The sequence below is a fragment of the Brevibacillus humidisoli genome (genome assembly GCF_020923435.1).
Classification (GTDB): domain Bacteria; phylum Bacillota; class Bacilli; order Brevibacillales; family Brevibacillaceae; genus Brevibacillus_E; species Brevibacillus_E humidisoli.
Window position 1 is genome coordinate 894,348 of record NZ_CP087263.1, and the last position, 15,556, is coordinate 909,903.

The 15,556-nt window shown below is 50.3% G+C and carries 13 protein-coding genes and 3 pseudogenes; 13 read left to right on the forward strand and 3 right to left on the reverse strand.

Annotated elements, in window-relative coordinates:
• The first annotated feature begins 127 nt into the window (after positions 1-127).
• The 9 genes and pseudogenes from LOK74_RS04380 (at position 128) to LOK74_RS04420 (ending at position 10,121) form a co-directional block, all read left to right on the forward strand.
• On the forward strand, positions 128-607 hold the full coding sequence (locus LOK74_RS04380; protein WP_230045375.1) for a DsrE/DsrF/DrsH-like family protein: 480 nt from the start codon (positions 128-130) through the stop codon (positions 605-607).
• 182 nt (positions 608-789) lie between these two features.
• Entirely contained in the window at positions 790-1,572 is a 783-nt protein-coding gene (locus tag LOK74_RS04385; protein WP_230045376.1) for a sulfite exporter TauE/SafE family protein, read from the forward strand.
• 175 nt (positions 1,573-1,747) lie between these two features.
• Positions 1,748-2,872, forward strand: a complete 1,125-nt coding sequence (locus LOK74_RS04390; RefSeq protein ID WP_230045377.1) for an MBL fold metallo-hydrolase — start codon at positions 1,748-1,750, stop codon at positions 2,870-2,872.
• A 39-nt stretch (positions 2,873-2,911) separates the two neighbouring features.
• Positions 2,912-3,139: a sulfurtransferase TusA family protein gene (locus tag LOK74_RS04395; RefSeq protein ID WP_230045378.1), complete on the forward strand. Its 228-nt coding sequence runs from the start codon at positions 2,912-2,914 to the stop codon at positions 3,137-3,139.
• A 243-nt stretch (positions 3,140-3,382) separates the two neighbouring features.
• Positions 3,383-4,446 (forward strand): annotated as a pseudogene (gene hemE, locus LOK74_RS04400) (uroporphyrinogen decarboxylase).
• 4 nt (positions 4,447-4,450) lie between these two features.
• Positions 4,451-5,386 carry a ferrochelatase gene (hemH, locus tag LOK74_RS04405; protein WP_230045379.1) on the forward strand — a complete coding sequence of 312 codons (936 nt, stop codon included), beginning with the start codon at positions 4,451-4,453 and terminating at the stop codon, positions 5,384-5,386.
• Positions 5,367-6,860 carry a protoporphyrinogen oxidase gene (hemG, locus tag LOK74_RS04410; protein WP_230045380.1) on the forward strand — a complete coding sequence of 498 codons (1,494 nt, stop codon included), beginning with the start codon at positions 5,367-5,369 and terminating at the stop codon, positions 6,858-6,860. The genes hemH and hemG overlap by 20 nt, the downstream gene beginning before the upstream one ends.
• A gap of 10 nt (positions 6,861-6,870) precedes the next feature.
• Positions 6,871-7,593, forward strand: coding sequence for a YwiC-like family protein (locus LOK74_RS04415; protein WP_230045381.1), 723 nt, complete (start codon positions 6,871-6,873; stop codon positions 7,591-7,593).
• Between the two features lie 193 nt (positions 7,594-7,786).
• Positions 7,787-10,121 (forward strand): annotated as a pseudogene (locus LOK74_RS04420) (nitric-oxide reductase large subunit).
• On the opposite strand, the gene LOK74_RS04425 reads toward LOK74_RS04420, so the two are convergent.
• Entirely contained in the window at positions 10,108-10,473 is a 366-nt protein-coding gene (locus tag LOK74_RS04425; protein WP_230045382.1) for a helix-turn-helix domain-containing protein, read from the reverse strand. The pseudogene LOK74_RS04420 and the gene LOK74_RS04425 sit on opposite strands and share 14 nt — an antisense overlap.
• Before the next feature lie 332 nt (positions 10,474-10,805).
• Here LOK74_RS04425 and ric point away from each other — a divergent pair, with 332 nt between their 5' ends.
• On the forward strand, positions 10,806-11,519 hold the full coding sequence (ric, locus tag LOK74_RS04430) for an iron-sulfur cluster repair di-iron protein (protein WP_230045383.1): 714 nt from the start codon (positions 10,806-10,808) through the stop codon (positions 11,517-11,519).
• 80 nt (positions 11,520-11,599) lie between these two features.
• Here ric and LOK74_RS04435 read toward each other — a convergent pair whose 3' ends face one another.
• Positions 11,600-12,295 carry a Crp/Fnr family transcriptional regulator gene (locus tag LOK74_RS04435; RefSeq protein WP_230045384.1) on the reverse strand — a complete coding sequence of 232 codons (696 nt, stop codon included), beginning with the start codon at positions 12,293-12,295 and terminating at the stop codon, positions 11,600-11,602.
• Positions 12,296-12,519: 224 nt separating this feature from the next.
• On the opposite strand from LOK74_RS04435, the gene LOK74_RS04440 reads away from it, so the two are divergent.
• The 3 genes and pseudogenes from LOK74_RS04440 to lpdD all read left to right on the forward strand — a co-directional run bounded on the left by LOK74_RS04440 (position 12,520) and on the right by lpdD (position 14,708).
• Positions 12,520-13,557 (forward strand): TIGR04053 family radical SAM/SPASM domain-containing protein, encoded by a 1,038-nt coding sequence (locus LOK74_RS04440; RefSeq protein ID WP_230046905.1) that lies wholly within the window; start codon positions 12,520-12,522, stop codon positions 13,555-13,557.
• Between the two features lie 72 nt (positions 13,558-13,629).
• Entirely contained in the window at positions 13,630-14,175 is a 546-nt protein-coding gene (locus tag LOK74_RS04445; protein WP_230045385.1) for a hemerythrin domain-containing protein, read from the forward strand.
• Between the two features lie 240 nt (positions 14,176-14,415).
• Positions 14,416-14,708 (forward strand): annotated as a pseudogene (gene lpdD, locus LOK74_RS24345) (prenylated flavin chaperone LpdD).
• Between the two features lie 35 nt (positions 14,709-14,743).
• Here the strand turns inward: lpdD and LOK74_RS04455 are convergent.
• Complete coding sequence (locus LOK74_RS04455) at positions 14,744-15,457, reverse strand: Crp/Fnr family transcriptional regulator (protein ID WP_230045387.1); 714 nt, start codon at positions 15,455-15,457, stop codon at positions 14,744-14,746.
• Between the last annotated feature and the right edge of the window lie 99 nt (positions 15,458-15,556).

Sequence of the window (15,556 nt, forward strand, 5' to 3'; positions counted from 1 at the left end):
TTCATGGCCAAAATATAAACTTGACAGGAAAGCACTTGTTTTTTAATATACGTATAGGGGTATATGTATTATTTTTTTACAAACGTTAATACCCATACAGGTATATGTATATAGGGAGGAGGATTGTATGAACAAGCAAGATAAAACAACGCTCATCGTTTTTGATGGTGATCTAGACAAAGCAATCGCCAGCTTTATAATTGCCACTGGCGCAGCCGCCATGGGGAAAAAAGTGACGATGTTCTTTACTTTCTGGGGGTTGAACATTTTGCGGAAAGATATGGCCGTTCCTGTGAAAAAAGGGCTGCTGGAAAAAATGTTTTCCTGGATGATGCCGCGTGGGCCAGAAAAGCTGGGGATTTCCAAGATGAACTTTGGCGGACTGGGGGCCAACATGATGAAGTTTATCATGAAGAAAAAAAATGTAGCTACGCTCGCAGAGTTGATGCAAATGGCCAAAGAGCTTGATGTAGAAATGATCGCTTGCACGATGTCTATGGATGTAATGGGCTTTAAGGAAGAAGAACTGATAGATGGCCTTCAATTTGCCGGAGTCGCAACCTATCTCGCTGAAGCAGATCAAGCGAACATCAATCTGTTTATTTAAACATTGGGTGATGCAATAAGCCGCACTCTAGCTCTTCGAGATGGAGACTCTCATGAGAAGTAGACCAGGATTTGAAACTAGATGGTATATGGTTCAGCTATTTCTATGTACAAATGAGGAACGATGGGAGTCGAACGCCGTATCGGCTCTCGCCTGCCTCAATTGCTGGGGAGGGGGAGTGCATGACATCATCACTGCTGGTCGTCTTGTTTTGCATCGGATTTGTCGGTTCATTTCTTTCCGGTCTGGTCGGCATCGGGGGCTCCATTATCAAGTATCCGATGTTGTTATATATTCCTTCAGCCTTAGGGGTTGCTGTCTATACGGCCCATGAGGTATCCGGCATTAGTGCGGTACAGGTTTTCTTCGCGACCCTTTCGGGTGTATGGGCACTGCGTAAAGATAATCTGATCCACTACAAGCTGGTTGTTTACATGGGGAGTGCGATTATCCTCGGAAGTTTCGCTGGGGGATACGGCGGTAAATATCTTGCGCCAGAGACAATCAACTTGATCTATGGGAGCCTGGCAGCGATTGCCGCCATCATGATGTTCATTCCCAAAGTGGACATCGATCACATGTCATTGCAACAAGTGACGTTTAACCGAACGATTGCTGTCCTTAGCGCTCTCGCTGTCGGGATGGCATCCGGAATTGTGGGGGCAGCCGGCGCCTTCATTCTGGTACCCATTATGCTCTTGGTGTTAAAGATCCCTACACGTGTAACCATCGCATCCTCGCTGGCAATCACCTTTCTCTCATCGATCGGCACAACGATCGGGAAAGTGATGGCAGGAGACGTTCTGTTCTGGCCTTCGGTGATTATGGTGGTGGCAAGCATTTTGGCAGCTCCTCTGGGAGCGCGGATTAGCAAGCGTATCAATACGAAGGCCCTGCAAACGATTCTGGCGGTAATGATCCTGGGTACAGCTATAAAAATCTGGACGAACCTATTCACTTCATAAAGGAGGAGTACTTCATATGGATCACATCGCGGTAAATCGATTCCATTGACTGCAAAGGACTTGCATGTCCGATGCCAATCGTCTGTAGCAAAAAGGCCATGGACCAAGGCTGGAGAAGTCTTGGAAGTAGTCGCGACCGACCGGAAACACAATCAGAATAGAAGGGGTGAGCAACATGGCAGCAACAGCCATCAACGCAAAAGAACTTCATCAGAAAATGGAGCAGGGAGTGGTGATTCTGGATGTACGGAACCCTGATGATTACCAGGAGTGGAAAATAGAAGGGGAACATCTAACCTCACTCAACATCCCGTACTTTACCTTTCTGGATGATAATGAAGCGGTTTTCGACCCGCTTCCCCAAAGTGAAGAAATCGTCGTCATCTGTGCCAAAGGGAGAAGCGCTCAGATGGTTGCAAATATCCTAGATGAGAAGGGATACAACGTAAGTTACCTGGAGAAAGGGATGCGGGAGTGGAGTCAGTTCTATCATCCGGTGACTGTCGTATCAGAAGAGCAGTTCACAATCATTCAAGTCAATCGGTTGGCAAAAGGCTGCCTATCCTATCTGGTGATCTCTGAGGGGCAAGCACTTGTCGTCGATCCCAATCGACATGTTGACGAGTATCTTCGCCTGGCAGAACAGGAAAATGCGAGCATCGCTCATGTTATCGACACTCACCTGCACGCTGACCATATTTCAGGTGGGTCCGAACTAGCGGAAAAGACGGGGGCCACCTATTACATTGCCTCCAGCGAGATGCAGGATTCCTCCCTGCGTTATGAACCGTTGGAACAGCACAAAAATCTACAATATGGTGCCGTGCAGCTGCAGGTCATTGCCATTCCGACACCTGGACACACACCGGGGAGTGTGTCGGTGCTTGTGAATGACAAATACCTTCTCTCCGGCGACACCGTTTTTGTTGGTGGTCTCGGGCGACCAGACCTTGGCGGTAAAGCGAGAGAATGGGCACAATCTCTCTACGATACGGTATTCAAAACGATTGCCCCGCTTTCAGACGAGGTATTGGTATTGCCGGCCCACTACGCCGACATCAAGGAAATCAACGAGGGCGGCTGCGTGAGTGCCCGTCTCGGGGAGATCCGCAAAAGGAACGAAATCATGCGTACCGAAAACCGCGAGCAGTTCACGGAATTAGTCGCGGACACAGCAGGAGCAACGCCACCAAACTATGAGGAAATAGTGCAGATCAATAGGGGGATTGTTCACGTATCGCCGGACAAAGCAACAGAACTGGAATTTGGACCAAATCGCTGCGCTATCCATCATGGGTAAATCAACCCGTCATAGATAAGTCAAGGAGGTAAAGTGAAAATGAAAGCAGATATTGTTGTTGATGCAAAGGGATTGTCCTGCCCGATGCCGATCGTTCGGGCCAAAAAAGCGATGGACGGACTGCAACGTGGTCAGATCATGGAACTAGAAACGACAGATAAGGGCGCCTTGAACGATTTTCAGGCATGGGCCCGACAAAATCATCATGAGCTTCTAAAAGCAGAGGAGGACAACGGTGTGATCCGGTTCTTGGTGAAGAAAGGGTAAGCAAGCCGAAAACAAGGCATCGTTCGTACCAACAACCACATTGATGTTCCAAAACCCTTGAGAAATCAGGGGTTTTTGTTTTTCCTCACACAAACGTGATAAAAATCACGGCAGCAATAGGATGAAAAAACTATCATTACAAACAAAACCATCGCTCTTCCATAGTGGAGTAGCCTTTCCGTCCTATTTGCTCACTGGAGGGCATGGTTACTCCACTCCAGGCATAAAAAGGAGGAAAAAACGATGAAGTACAACGACAACTTTCTAAGAAGCTGTAGAAAAGAAGAAGTGGACACGATTCCGGTTTGGTACATGCGCCAGGCGGGCAGATATGACCCGGACTATCGCCGAATCAAGGAGAAGTACTCGCTATTGGAAATATGCGCGATACCGGAACTGGCTGCGGAAGTGACGATGATGCCGGTGAAAAAGCTAGGGGTAGACGCTGCCATCCTATACTCGGATATTATGAATCCTGTTGCATCGATCGGGATTGACTTTGATATCGTCAAAAACGTTGGCCCGGTTATCCACAATCCAATCCGATCAGCCCGGGACGTGGAGCAGTTGCGTCCTATCGATGTGGAAGGGGATTTACCGCATGTTTTACAGACCATCCAGATCCTTGAGCGTGAACTAGCTGTGCCGCTCATTTCGTTTGTAGGTGCGCCGTTTACGATTGCCAGCTACCTGATCGAAGGCAAGTCTTCCAAGAAGTATGTAAAAACAAAAGCGCTGATGTACAATGAGCCAGAGCTTTGGGGTTCGCTGATGGACATATTGACGAACATGGCTGTCACCTACATTCGAGCGCAAATGGGCGCGGGGGCAAAAGCGGTGCAGGTGTTTGACAGTTGGGTAGGGGCGCTCTCCCCCGGGGCTTCCGGAAGTATGTCCTGCCTTCACTCAAACGCATTTTCTCGGAACTGGCTGATCTTCCTCAGCCAAAGATCTATTATCCAGGTGTAAGTTCTGGTGAACTGCTATGCGAATTGAGAGAAATAGAAGCGGACGTGATCGGATTGGACTGGCGGGTATCGATCCGCGAAGGACGACAACGGGTTGGGGAACGATTCGTCATACAGGGCAATCTCGATCCGACGGTGCTAACCGCACCCATACCAGTTATTCAACATTACGCCAGGCAGATCGTGGATCAGGGAGTCGAAAAACCAGGGTACATATTTAATCTCGGCCACGGCGTCTTTCCGGAAGCATCACTGGATCATTTAAAAGCTTTGACGGAATATGTGCACAACTATCCTGCAGCGGTGCTGCGAGACATGTCGGCAGGAAGGGGAGCCTGATCTGATGTCCCACAATAGCGTCGGGGTTCTTGTTATGTCGTACGGTACGCCTGCCAGCCTGGATGATGTGAAGACGTATTATACACATATTCGCCGTGGGGTGCCGCCGACTCAGGAACAACTGGCAGCCTTGGTCTCTCGGTACGATTCGATAGCAGGAGGGTGTTTTCCCCTGCGAAAGAACACGGATGAACAGGCTGCTGCGCTGCAGTTGACACTGGATCGGGAGTATTCGTTCTCCGAATACGTCTGTTTTCAAGGTCTGAAGCATGCCCCTCCTTTTATCGAAGAAGGAGTGGAACAGATAGCGGCAGCCGGAATACGCAAGGCCGTAGGAATTGTGCTGGCGCCTCATTATTCCGCCTTGAGCGTTGGAGCCTACATCGAACGGGCCAGAAAGAAAGCGAAAGAACTTCACCTCGATATGCGCTTCGTCAAAAGCTACCACGATCATCACCTGCTGATCCAAGCGCTCGCGACTCGGGTGAGACGGGGGCTTGACCGTTTCCCCCTAGCAGACCACCCTCAGGTTCGCGTTATTTTTACTGATCACAGTCTCCCCGCAAGCATTCTGGAAAGAGGAGATCCATACCCTGAACAGTTGATGCAGACCTCCTGCCTGGTCGCTAAAATGTCGGGCGTCACCAATTGGCAATTCGCATGGCAGAGTGCGGGACGGACCGATGTGCCGTGGCTAGGTCCCGACATTTTGGACGTGTTGGAAACGGTCTGCCGCCAGGAGAGGGTCAAGAACGTGCTAATCTGTCCGGTTGGATTTGTTTCTGACCACTTGGAAGTGCTTTACGACATTGATATCGAATGCAGACAGTTGGCGGAGTCGTTTGGCATGCAGTTGGAACGGACGGAGATGCTGAATGCAGACCCCGCTTACATGAAACTTTTGGCCGAAGTGGTTCACCGTGCGGCTGAAGAAGGATGATGCGAAGATGAGTGAGTCGGGCAAGCGCGTGCTGATTGCTGGTGGCGGGATCACCTGCTTGAGCGCTGCTTATGAGCTGAAAAAGCGGTTTACCGAACGAGGAGAGCAAGTTCGAATTACCCTCGTTGAACAGGAGGATCGGTTTGGAGGAAAAATCGCCACGCTGCGGAAAGATGGGTTTGTCATCGAAAGCGGGCCAGATTCTTTTTTAGCCAGAAAAAAGGCGATCCTGGACGTCACAAAAGAGCTGGGACTGGAGTCGGAACTTATCGCGACCAGACCGGAAGCGAAAAAAACCTATATCTTCCGAAAGCAAAAGCTTTGTCCCATTCCCCCGGGATTGGTGATGGGCATCCCCAGCCGGCTGCTCCCCTTTCTTACGTCCGGCCTGATCTCACCATTTGGAAAAGCGAGAGCAGCCATGGACCTGATCCTGCCATGCAGACAGGCGGACGGAGATGAATCAATCGGCCAATTCATTGAACGGAGATTCGGGAGAGAGATGCTGGATCGAGTCGTCCAGCCGCTTCTGGCGGGTATCTATTCTGGAGATTGTCGGACATTAAGCCTTCAGGCCACATTTCCCCATTTGCAGGAGATAGAGAGAAAACACCGAAGTCTGATCCTTGGAATCATGAAAGGCGTAGGGCAAGCGTACACTGCTACATCACCCTCCAGTTCTTCAACCGGGCTGCCTGAACATGTCAAGGGCAGTCTGTTTCTCTCCTACCGAAATGGGCTGTATACAATTGTAGAGAAGCTGTTGGAGCAGTTAAGCGATGCGGAACAGGTGACAGGCGCAAAAATTGTGAAGCTTGAGGTGAGACAGGAGGAGGGAAGGATCTGGTACCGCACGATCTCCTCGAACGGCAGGGAGTTTGCCGCGGACGCCGTCATTCTGGCATTGCCAGCTTACGCGTTGGCGCATGTTTTCCCCCGTCTTGCATCGATCCGATCACTTGGGAGGATGCCGTACGTCTCCGTAGCCAATGTGGTGCTGGGATTTAAGCGAGAGCAGATCGTGCATCCTTTGGACGGCTCGGGTTTTGTCATCCCTCCTTGTGAGGGAAGGTTCGTCACCGCTTGTACGTGGACATCGTCGAAATGGAGCCATACGTCACGTGAGGGGCACGTGCTGCTTCGCTGCTATGTAGGACGTACGGGAGATGAAGAATGGATGGGGATGGATGATGATGAGATCATAGAAAGTGTCATGCACGAGTTGTCGGAAACGATAGGGGTCCGGGCTCAGCCGATTATTGCAGAAGTAAATCGTCACCTGAAAGCGATGCCGCAGTACGAAGTAGGTCACTTAGCGCGAGTTGCCCGTATTCATGAAGTATTGTCCGAACGGTACCCTGGGGTGTTTGCCGCCGGGGCGGCTTTCCACGGCATTGGCTTGCCTGATTGTGTACGTCAGGGAAAAGAAGCGGCAGAGCAGGTGATGAACTACCTGCTATACTCTGACAAGTAAGGAGGGTTCGATGAAAAAAGGATATCTCCCTAACCAACATGGTGCCTGGGCGATGCTGATCATTCCGTTCCTATTCGGCATGATCGCAGCAAAGCCTGTTTGGCTTCATGCACCGCTGTTTCTTGTCTGGCTGCTGGTATACCTGTTTTCATATCCGTTCCTTCAGTGGATCAGAACCGGTAGGACAGCGCTCTACGGGACGCCCATGCTATTGTACGGAAGTTTGCTAATACCGAGTGGAGTGGCCGTGCTCGTTATCCATCCAGCTTTGGGCTGGATGGTCCCCCTGTTCGTTCCACTCTTTCTAGTCAACTGCTATTATGCCCGGATCAATCAGGAACGTTCGCTGATCAATGATCTGGCTGCTGTCGTTCAGTTCAGTTTGATCATCTTTGTCGTGCAGCAGGCAGGAGGAGGAAGCAGTGGAGAAGTTGCCGCAGAGTTATTCGCGATAAGTCTCATGTATTTTACGGGAACGGTTTTTTATGTAAAAACAATCATTCGCGAAAAACACAATAAGAAGTACTATTTTTACTCTATCGGTTATCACCTCGCTATCCTGGTCATGACGGCGATCTGGTTTCCGCTCGGGCTGCTAATACCGTTCGCCGTTTTGCTCGGTCGGGCGATCTGGACTCCACGAATGCGAGTAACGGTTAAGCAGGTCGGGATACTGGAGATTCTGTTCTCTGTTCTAATCACCTGTTCCGTGCTGTATGTCTACCTGACATAGGAGAGGGGAACACAGGGGAACTCGGTTGGATTTTTGGTTTGGTCACAGTTTTTTCGCAATTAACTTTTCATTTTTCTGGTTTGTGAGGGGCATCACTTTATCCGTTTTGGTGGCGATGTATCGTTTACTTGCCTAATACAAACCAAACGGAAAGGAAGTAGATGACATGGCTGCCGAACCATCGAAGGGTTATATGCTGCAACCCGAACGAAGAACCCAACCGGGGCCCCAAAATGCTCTGCTCAAATCAGTACTGGTCTTTGTGCTGATTGCCAGCTTCTCTGTTTTGCTGCTGGGCGGTTACTGGATCTTCAAAGACCAAGCGCCGCGTCCCGAGAAGGTTGTCAGCGCTGCCGGAGATGTCCTCTTTACAAAAGAGCGCCTGATAGGAGGTCAGGCCGTTTTCCAAAAATACGGTCTGATGGATTACGGCACCGTACTGGGACATGGTTCGTATCTCGGTCCCGATTACACGGCAGAAGCTTTGAAGGTGTATGTAGACGGCATGCACGCCTACTACGCACAAAAAGAGTACGCGATGCCGTTTGACCACCTGACGAGCGAGCAGCAAAACAAGATCAAGCAAGCAGTGATTGCGGAGATCAAGCAGAACCGTTATGACCCGAGTTCACAAACGTTGTATCTAACCGAGGCACAGGTCTCTGGACTGGATGATGTGCGAAAGTTCTATCGCCAGGTGTTTACAGCAGGGGACGGACACGGAATCCTGCCCGGTCTGATCAAGGAATCCGATGTCCCGGAAAACGGACGCCAGTACGTGGCTGAAGGCGATCAGATCACGCAAATCGCCGACTTTTTGGACCGCCTGGCTGTCCAGTACGTATCGGCCTGGTGAAGATATCACCTATACCAACAACTGGCCCTATTTCGAGGAGGCTGGAAACACGATGTCCTACTCTGCTTTGTGGTGGAGCGGGGCAAGTGCAACCCTGCTGATCTTGTTCATCGGCATCACTTTGTACATCCACCACGGCTACCGTTTTGACATGGAAGAGGCGTACCAGCCGGGCCATTTCCCCGTCATCAATCTGAAATTACTGCCGGTCACGCCGTCCCAGAGGAAAACGGGAAAATACTTCACAGTGGTCATCCTGCTGTTCTTAGTTCAGTCCTTGCTCGGCGGGCTATTGGCTCACTACTACCTGGAGCCAGATACGTTCTTCGGCGCGGATTGGGTAGCGGAGTGGTTCCCCTTCAGCATCGCCAAATCGTATCACCTGCAGTTGGCGATCTTCTGGATCGCAACGGCCTGGTTGGGCATGGGCATCTACGTTGCTCCGCTGGTTGGAGGACGAGAACCAAAAAAACAAGGGCTGCTTGTCGACATGTTGTTCTGGGCACTGGTCGTGCTTGTCGCTGGCAGTACGATTGGCGAGTGGTTGGGCATCAACGGCTATCTCGCAAACGCCTGGTTCTTGTTTGGCCACCAGGGTTGGGAATACCTGGAGTTGGGCCGCATCTGGCAGGTGGTACTCGCAATCGGCATGCTGATCTGGCTGTTCATCGTATATCGGGGATTAAAGGACGGGCTCAAACAAGAGTCAGATAAAGGTGGTCTGATCCACCTGCTGTTTTACTCGGCAATCGCCGTGCCGTTTTTCTATCTGTTCGCGTTCCTGATCAATCCCGGAACACACTTCACGTTTGCCGATTACTGGCGTTGGTGGATTATTCACTTGTGGGTTGAGGGAATCTTTGAAGTATTTGCGGTTGTCGTAATCGGGTTTTTAATGGTGCAAATGGGTCTGACAACCAAAAAATCAACGGTTCGTGCCCTCTATTTTCAGCTCATCCTGCTGCTCGGTTCCGGGGTTATCGGGATTGGACACCACTACTACTACAACGGATCGTCCGAGGCCTGGATCGGATTGGGTGCGGTCTTTTCCGCTCTCGAAGTCATCCCGCTTACATTGCTCATCCTAGAAGCGTACGGCCAGTATAAAATGTTGACGGATGGAGGGGAGATTTTCCCCTACAAAGCACCATTCTGGTTTCTTATTTCTGTTGCGATTTGGAACTTGGTTGGCGCGGGCGTGCTGGGCTTCCTGATCAACTTGCCGGCTGTCGCCTATTTTGAGCACGGCACAACCTTGACCCCGGCTCACGGACACGGGGCCATGATGGGCGTATATGGCATGTTTGCCATTGCCGTACTCTTGTTCTCCTTGCGAAACATCGTCCAACCGGAAAAATGGAACGACAAACTGTTGAAAGTCTCCTGCTGGGGATTAAACATCGGGCTGGCCGGCATGATTCTCGTTACCCTGCTGCCGGTGGGCATGGAACAACTAAAAGTTGCTTATGAACATGGCTTTTGGGCAGCACGTTCTGCAGACTTTTATCAGATCCCGCTTGTGAACATGCTGCTCTGGTGGCGTCTCGTGCCCGATTCCATCTTTATCGTGTTCGGTGTATTTCCGCTGACGTGGTTTGCCGTGAAGTCGCTGCTCCACCTGAGAAAACCGACGGTATCGGAAAACCCGATTGCTCCGTTCATACCAGTTTGAATGTCGTACAGGTGGGGGATGGCTTACTGCTAGATTCGACCCAACTCTTTTGGACATACTTCACATTTGAAGCCGTTTGCAAATAGTCCAAGTCGGTAATCATCATGGTTCTGTCATCCATGATCGTAATTGCTCCCGCTTGTTTCAAACTCCTCAGCGTCCGATTTACGCTTTCACGAGCGCGTCCAGCGTAGTCGGCCAATTGGGAATGCGTCAGTTTCAAAGGAATATGAATTCCCTGATCAGTAGCCAATCCGTATGTATTGGACAACCGGATCAGAGTGGAACAGAGGGCCCCCGGCTTGCCGTGCATCATCAGATCCCGAAATTTTGTTTGCGTCAATTTGTGCATGTATCCCATCCAAAGTATGAAATCAATCGCCAAACCTGGGTCCTGCTATAACAGCACTTCCAGTCGCTGTTTGAGATCAGGCCGATCTTGCATGGTCCAATCGTTTGCGCGGAAAAGCCATGCACGGTATCGCGATAAGGGTCCAGTTGTCCAAAAAAATCTCCTGCATGGTAGAGCCGTCTCAAGAAGTATATAAATGCGTACGGCGTCGGAGTGTGACCTAACTCACTGCAGGAACAGGTGATGAAGGTGACCTGCATCACAGAGGATAGAAATGATACCCCATATACTTTAGATGGAAGCACACTATGAATAGAAAGGAAGGATGAGAAATGGAGCAACGCTATTCTGGAGAAGAAAAGATTGGTCATATTGTCTCTGAGTTTCCAGGAGCAAGCAACTTGTTCAAAGAACTGAAGATTGACTTTTGTTGCGGAGGCAACCGCAGTTTGGGGGATGCAATCCGCCAAAGGAAACTGGATGAAGGGGATGTGTTGCGTCGATTGAACAAAAGCTTTGCAGAATGGAAACAGAAAGAGGCACATGACCAAACGGATTGGCGGGTAGCCCCCATCTCAGAATTGATTGACCACATCATCCATGTTCATCACGCTTACTTGCGAGTAGAGCTTCCTCTGTTAAGTGAATTCATTACGAAGCTGCTTCGGGTTCATGGTCTCACCCACGGCGAGCTTTCCACATTGCATAGACAATTCCATCAAATGAAAATCGAACTGGAGCAGCACCTGATGATCGAAGAGGAGTCGCTCTTTCCGCTGATGAAGGAATATGCGACTCATCCATCTCGGGCACTGCTCGAGAGAACCCTGAAAGGACTGCGGGATGTAGAAAACGATCACAGCGCAGTGGGCGACTATCTGCAGGAGATGAGAGCTGCAACAGAAGGATATGCCTTGCCGCATGATGCATGCAGAACATACACGATCACGTTTCACAAACTGGTGGAGCTGGAATCGGATTTGTTCCAGCATATTCATCTGGAGAACAATATTTTGTTCCCCCGGATTGAGGAACAAGCGGTGTGACAGGGGGAATGGAAAGACGAGAAAAGCCGTTTGTTTGGCAGCCCCGTAACGGATTCCCAGTTTCGGGGCTTGCTTTTTATTTATTTTAGTTCCCTTTGTTGTTTTAACGCATCCAGATCGATAATGACGATGCGGCTTCGATCTGCTTTCAAGATATCTTCCTTGCCTAGTTGGTTCAGCAGCCGATTGATGGTTTCTCTCGTCGTGCCGACAGCATTGGCAAATTCCTGGTGCGTCATCGGCAGGTTGATCGTGATTCTGTTATCTTTCATCTCTCCGTGTTGTTCGGCCAGGTGCAACAAGAAAGAGAGCAGGCGATGTTTGACGTCCTGTCCAGACAACACTTGAAGCTTTTCTTGAAGCTCCCTGATTTTATCTCCCATCACACGCATTAACTTGATGGCGATCGGCGGGGTCTGCAGCATTAAACGCTCAAACAAACGCACCGGAATAGCCAACAGCTGCGTATCGACGATGGTTTCCGCCGTTGCCGGATAGGGATCTTGATTAAAAAAGCCGGTATGTGGAAACATGTCGCCGGACTTTAAAAACGAGACGATATGTTCGTGCCCGTCTTCGTCCGTTTTATACGTTTTGACCAACCCTTCCCGAATGAAGAAGACAGCTTCCTTCTCGCTCCCTTCTGAAAAAATGACCGATTTTTTCGAAGCATACCGGGATATGGTGATTTCCTCTACTCGTTCTATTTCCTGCCTGTTCAGATCGCGGAATATGGGTACCTGTTGAAGAAATGTGGTCGTCCCTTCCTTTGTCATCTGAATCCTCCTCTTTTTATCTCTCACCGTCCAAAGCTCTAGCAATATGGTACCACATGCAACAAACCTGCCACCATTGCTGGGAGAACGGATCGGAAGAAAAGTTTGACAAAATGGTGACCTCAGGTGCAAAAGCGGCAGATGTGTGACAGCTCTCACATCTTGTGCCTGTCGCCTGGGTTAGGATAGATTCGGCGGTCGATCCAGGGAGAGGGGAAGTGATGATGCTGCCTTTTATGAAGGAGAGAGATTATCGCGAGAATCCATTTATCGTCATTTGGGAGGTGACGCGGGCGTGCGCTCTAAAGTGCCTGCATTGCCGGGCTGAAGCGCAGTATCAGGCTGATCCCCGGCAGCTGTCATACGCAGAGGGGAAAAACCTTCTTGATGATATCGCCAGGATGGATCATCCATTGGTTGTCTTTACGGGAGGCGATCCTCTGATGCGGCCTGATCTGTTTCATCTTGCTGAATATGCGATCCAGGAAAAAGGATTGTCGGTTTCCATGACACCTAGTGCGACCCCGAGGGTAACGCGGGAAGCAATTCGCCAGGCCAAGGAGGTAGGATTGTCACGCTGGGCGTTTAGTCTGGACGGTTCCTGCACCGGGATTCACGATCATTTTCGGGGTACAAAGGGGTCCTACGATCTGACGATGCGTGCGATTGGTTGGTTGCAGGAACTGGACATTCCCTTGCAAATCAACACCACAGTATCCCGTTACAACCTGCACGATCTGGAAGCGATCGCTGAGAAAGTGAAGGAAATGGGTGCCGTGCTGTGGAGTCTCTTTTTCCTTGTACCGACCGGTCGTGGTATGGAGAAGGATATGATCTCTGCAGAAGAGCACGAAACCGTGATGAAGTGGTTATGCCGTATGGGACCCCACTTGCCATACAGTGTGAAAGCAACCGAGGCTCCGCATTATCGCCGTGTCCTGTTGCAGGAGCGGGAAGGTACGGGAGCGGGTGGAGCAACGATTCCGAAGCGTGCAGATCTGCTCGGCCGGGCACCCCAAGGAGTGAACGACGGAGACGGATTCGTCTTTATCAGCCACATCGGGGAGGTATATCCAAGCGGTTTTTTACCGGTAGTTTGCGGGAACATTCGCGAGACCTCTCTGGTGGAGATCTATCGATCCTCTCCAATCATGCAGGAACTGCGGGACAAGTCGCGATTGAAAGGAAAATGTGGCGTGTGCGAATTCAAGGATTTAGGCGGAGGTTCACGCGCCAGGGCGTATGCCGTAACCGGCGATTAACTGGAGAGTGACCCATCTTGCGTTTATGTGCCCCGGAATGATCGGGCGAGATGATACGAAGGAGTGATTGAGATGAACCAAATACCTCACTGCGGCATGATGGCGGGGCAGGGGGAACAGGTGAGACTTTGCAAAGCACTGGCCCAACTGAAGAGGGAGCATGGACCGCTACGTGCACAAATGGATGCTTTTGCCGATGAGGCAGCTGTAGTTGACAAGGATCAGGCCGAAACAGACTGGGGCAAGCGGCTCTGGTTGTTGAGGGAAAAAGTGGATGCCTTTGTGCAAGAGCTGGAACCTCATTCCGAGCGGGAAGAAGGAACTCTTTTTCCGCTTATGGCCAAGTACATTGGCTGGCAGGGCGGGCCGATTGCCGTGATGGAGCATGAACACGAACTGGCAAAGCGGTACCTGAAGATGTTTCTAGAAGCGGTGGAACAACTCAAGGAACCGGTAGATGCCGCACGGGCCAAAGAGATTGCTTCATATGCCCTGCAAGCCCATGCTGTTTTAACAGATCATTTCATGAAAGAAGAGAATGTACTCTTTCCGATGGCGGAAAACATGTTGAACACGGAAGAAAAAGAGGAGCTAAACCGTGCGTTTGGCCTGTCCTGACATATTTTCTGCGGCAAATGGGCAATCGCCCCTGGTGGGATCCATTTGATAAGGCCGTACTCACTCTTTCAGGGGCATGATAGGAGACCTGGGAGGGCGTGTGGCAGAGGTTGCGATCGCTTGTCCAGCCGAGATACACAGAGTGATCTATCATCTGATTGACAGGGGGGAGCGGAGGGTATGCCGGATCAATTCATAACATCGACTGGAGCAAACACGGTTGAAATCCGCTCCTATACCATGGGGCAGGATGCCGTATTCCTCGTTACAGGGGGGGAAGCTCATATCGGGGCCGCAGCAACGGCCTTCTTTTCGGAAAAGCGGACATTTGCACGCACGTCATATCGCTGCCTGGCCATCGGGAAGGGGAACTAGCTGTCCAACTAGCCCAGATGGCTTGCCGCAGGTTAGGACGAACCGCTGCTGTACTGGTAGGTATTCATCTGGATCAACCGTCTAAGCAGGAGATTGAGTCTATCGTAGTGGAAGCAAAAAAGAAGCTGAAGCAAACACTCACGCAATGGAACGATTGATCACTTGATCTTCTTCCGTTTGCTCGCCATTGTGATTAGATGCGACAGATCTCTCTCGGGCCATTTTGCCAATGACTGATTCGGCGCAGGTACGGCGGGTCCAGGATTACAATACGACCGTCTTCATAAGAAACCGCACCTGCTTTTTTCAGACTGGCAAGAGAGCGGTTCACACTCTCTCTTGTCGTGCCAATCATATTTGCCAATTCTGTATTGGTGAATCGTTGTGAGAGCAGGATCTGTGATTCTTTTTCAACCCCATAGGTATTCCCCAAGCGCAGCAACAGCGAACAAAGCGTCCCCGTCTTACCGAACAACATCAGATCGCGCAATTTTGTCTGGGTCAGTCGATGCATCAGGCCCATCCATTTCACAAACTCCACAGACAGATCGCCATGCTGCCGCAGCAATGCTTCCAGTTCACGCTGCTGAACAATGCCAACAGTAGCATCCGCTATTATTTCCGCTCCGAAGTAATGAGTTGATGTTGCAAATGGGTCAATCTGACCAAACATATCTCCTTCGTGATACAGATAAACAATCAGGGATTTCCCATCATCAACTGCTTTCGTTATGCGAACCTTTCCTTGGGAGAGGTAGTACAGCTTATCTGCCGGGTCGCCTTCTGAAAACAGGTGGGTACCTGCGGGGAACAACTTTTCAGACATGATCTCCTTCAGCTTGGAAAATACCTTTTCAGAAAAACAGAATGTATTCTCTATGGTTGTTTTGAGATCGCTATGGATCATCAGCGACTTCCTCCCATCTTGTTTGTTTATCTTTCACTATAGAGAAATGGACTCTTGTATGGAGTGAGGAACATCACGCCCTATGATAGAGAGAGTCCG

What these genes read in the sequence shown, in the direction of transcription:
- LOK74_RS04395 (WP_230045378.1), top strand. Translation starts at nt 2,912, where the DNA reads ATGAAAGCAGATATTGTTGTTGATGCAAAGGGATTGTCCTGCCCGATG.
- LOK74_RS04445 (WP_230045385.1), top strand. Translation starts at nt 13,630, where the DNA reads ATGAACCAAATACCTCACTGCGGCATGATGGCGGGGCAGGGGGAACAG.
- LOK74_RS04380 (WP_230045375.1), top strand. Translation starts at nt 128, where the DNA reads ATGAACAAGCAAGATAAAACAACGCTCATCGTTTTTGATGGTGATCTA.
- LOK74_RS04440 (WP_230046905.1), top strand. Translation starts at nt 12,520, where the DNA reads ATGCTGCCTTTTATGAAGGAGAGAGATTATCGCGAGAATCCATTTATC.
- LOK74_RS04435 (WP_230045384.1), bottom strand. Translation starts at nt 12,295, where the DNA reads ATGACAAAGGAAGGGACGACCACATTTCTTCAACAGGTACCCATATTC.
- LOK74_RS04385 (WP_230045376.1), top strand. Translation starts at nt 790, where the DNA reads ATGACATCATCACTGCTGGTCGTCTTGTTTTGCATCGGATTTGTCGGT.
- LOK74_RS04425 (WP_230045382.1), bottom strand. Translation starts at nt 10,473, where the DNA reads ATGCACAAATTGACGCAAACAAAATTTCGGGATCTGATGATGCACGGC.
- ric (WP_230045383.1), top strand. Translation starts at nt 10,806, where the DNA reads ATGGAGCAACGCTATTCTGGAGAAGAAAAGATTGGTCATATTGTCTCT.
- LOK74_RS04455 (WP_230045387.1), bottom strand. Translation starts at nt 15,457, where the DNA reads ATGATCCATAGCGATCTCAAAACAACCATAGAGAATACATTCTGTTTT.
- LOK74_RS04415 (WP_230045381.1), top strand. Translation starts at nt 6,871, where the DNA reads ATGAAAAAAGGATATCTCCCTAACCAACATGGTGCCTGGGCGATGCTG.
- hemH (WP_230045379.1), top strand. Translation starts at nt 4,451, where the DNA reads ATGTCCCACAATAGCGTCGGGGTTCTTGTTATGTCGTACGGTACGCCT.
- LOK74_RS04390 (WP_230045377.1), top strand. Translation starts at nt 1,748, where the DNA reads ATGGCAGCAACAGCCATCAACGCAAAAGAACTTCATCAGAAAATGGAG.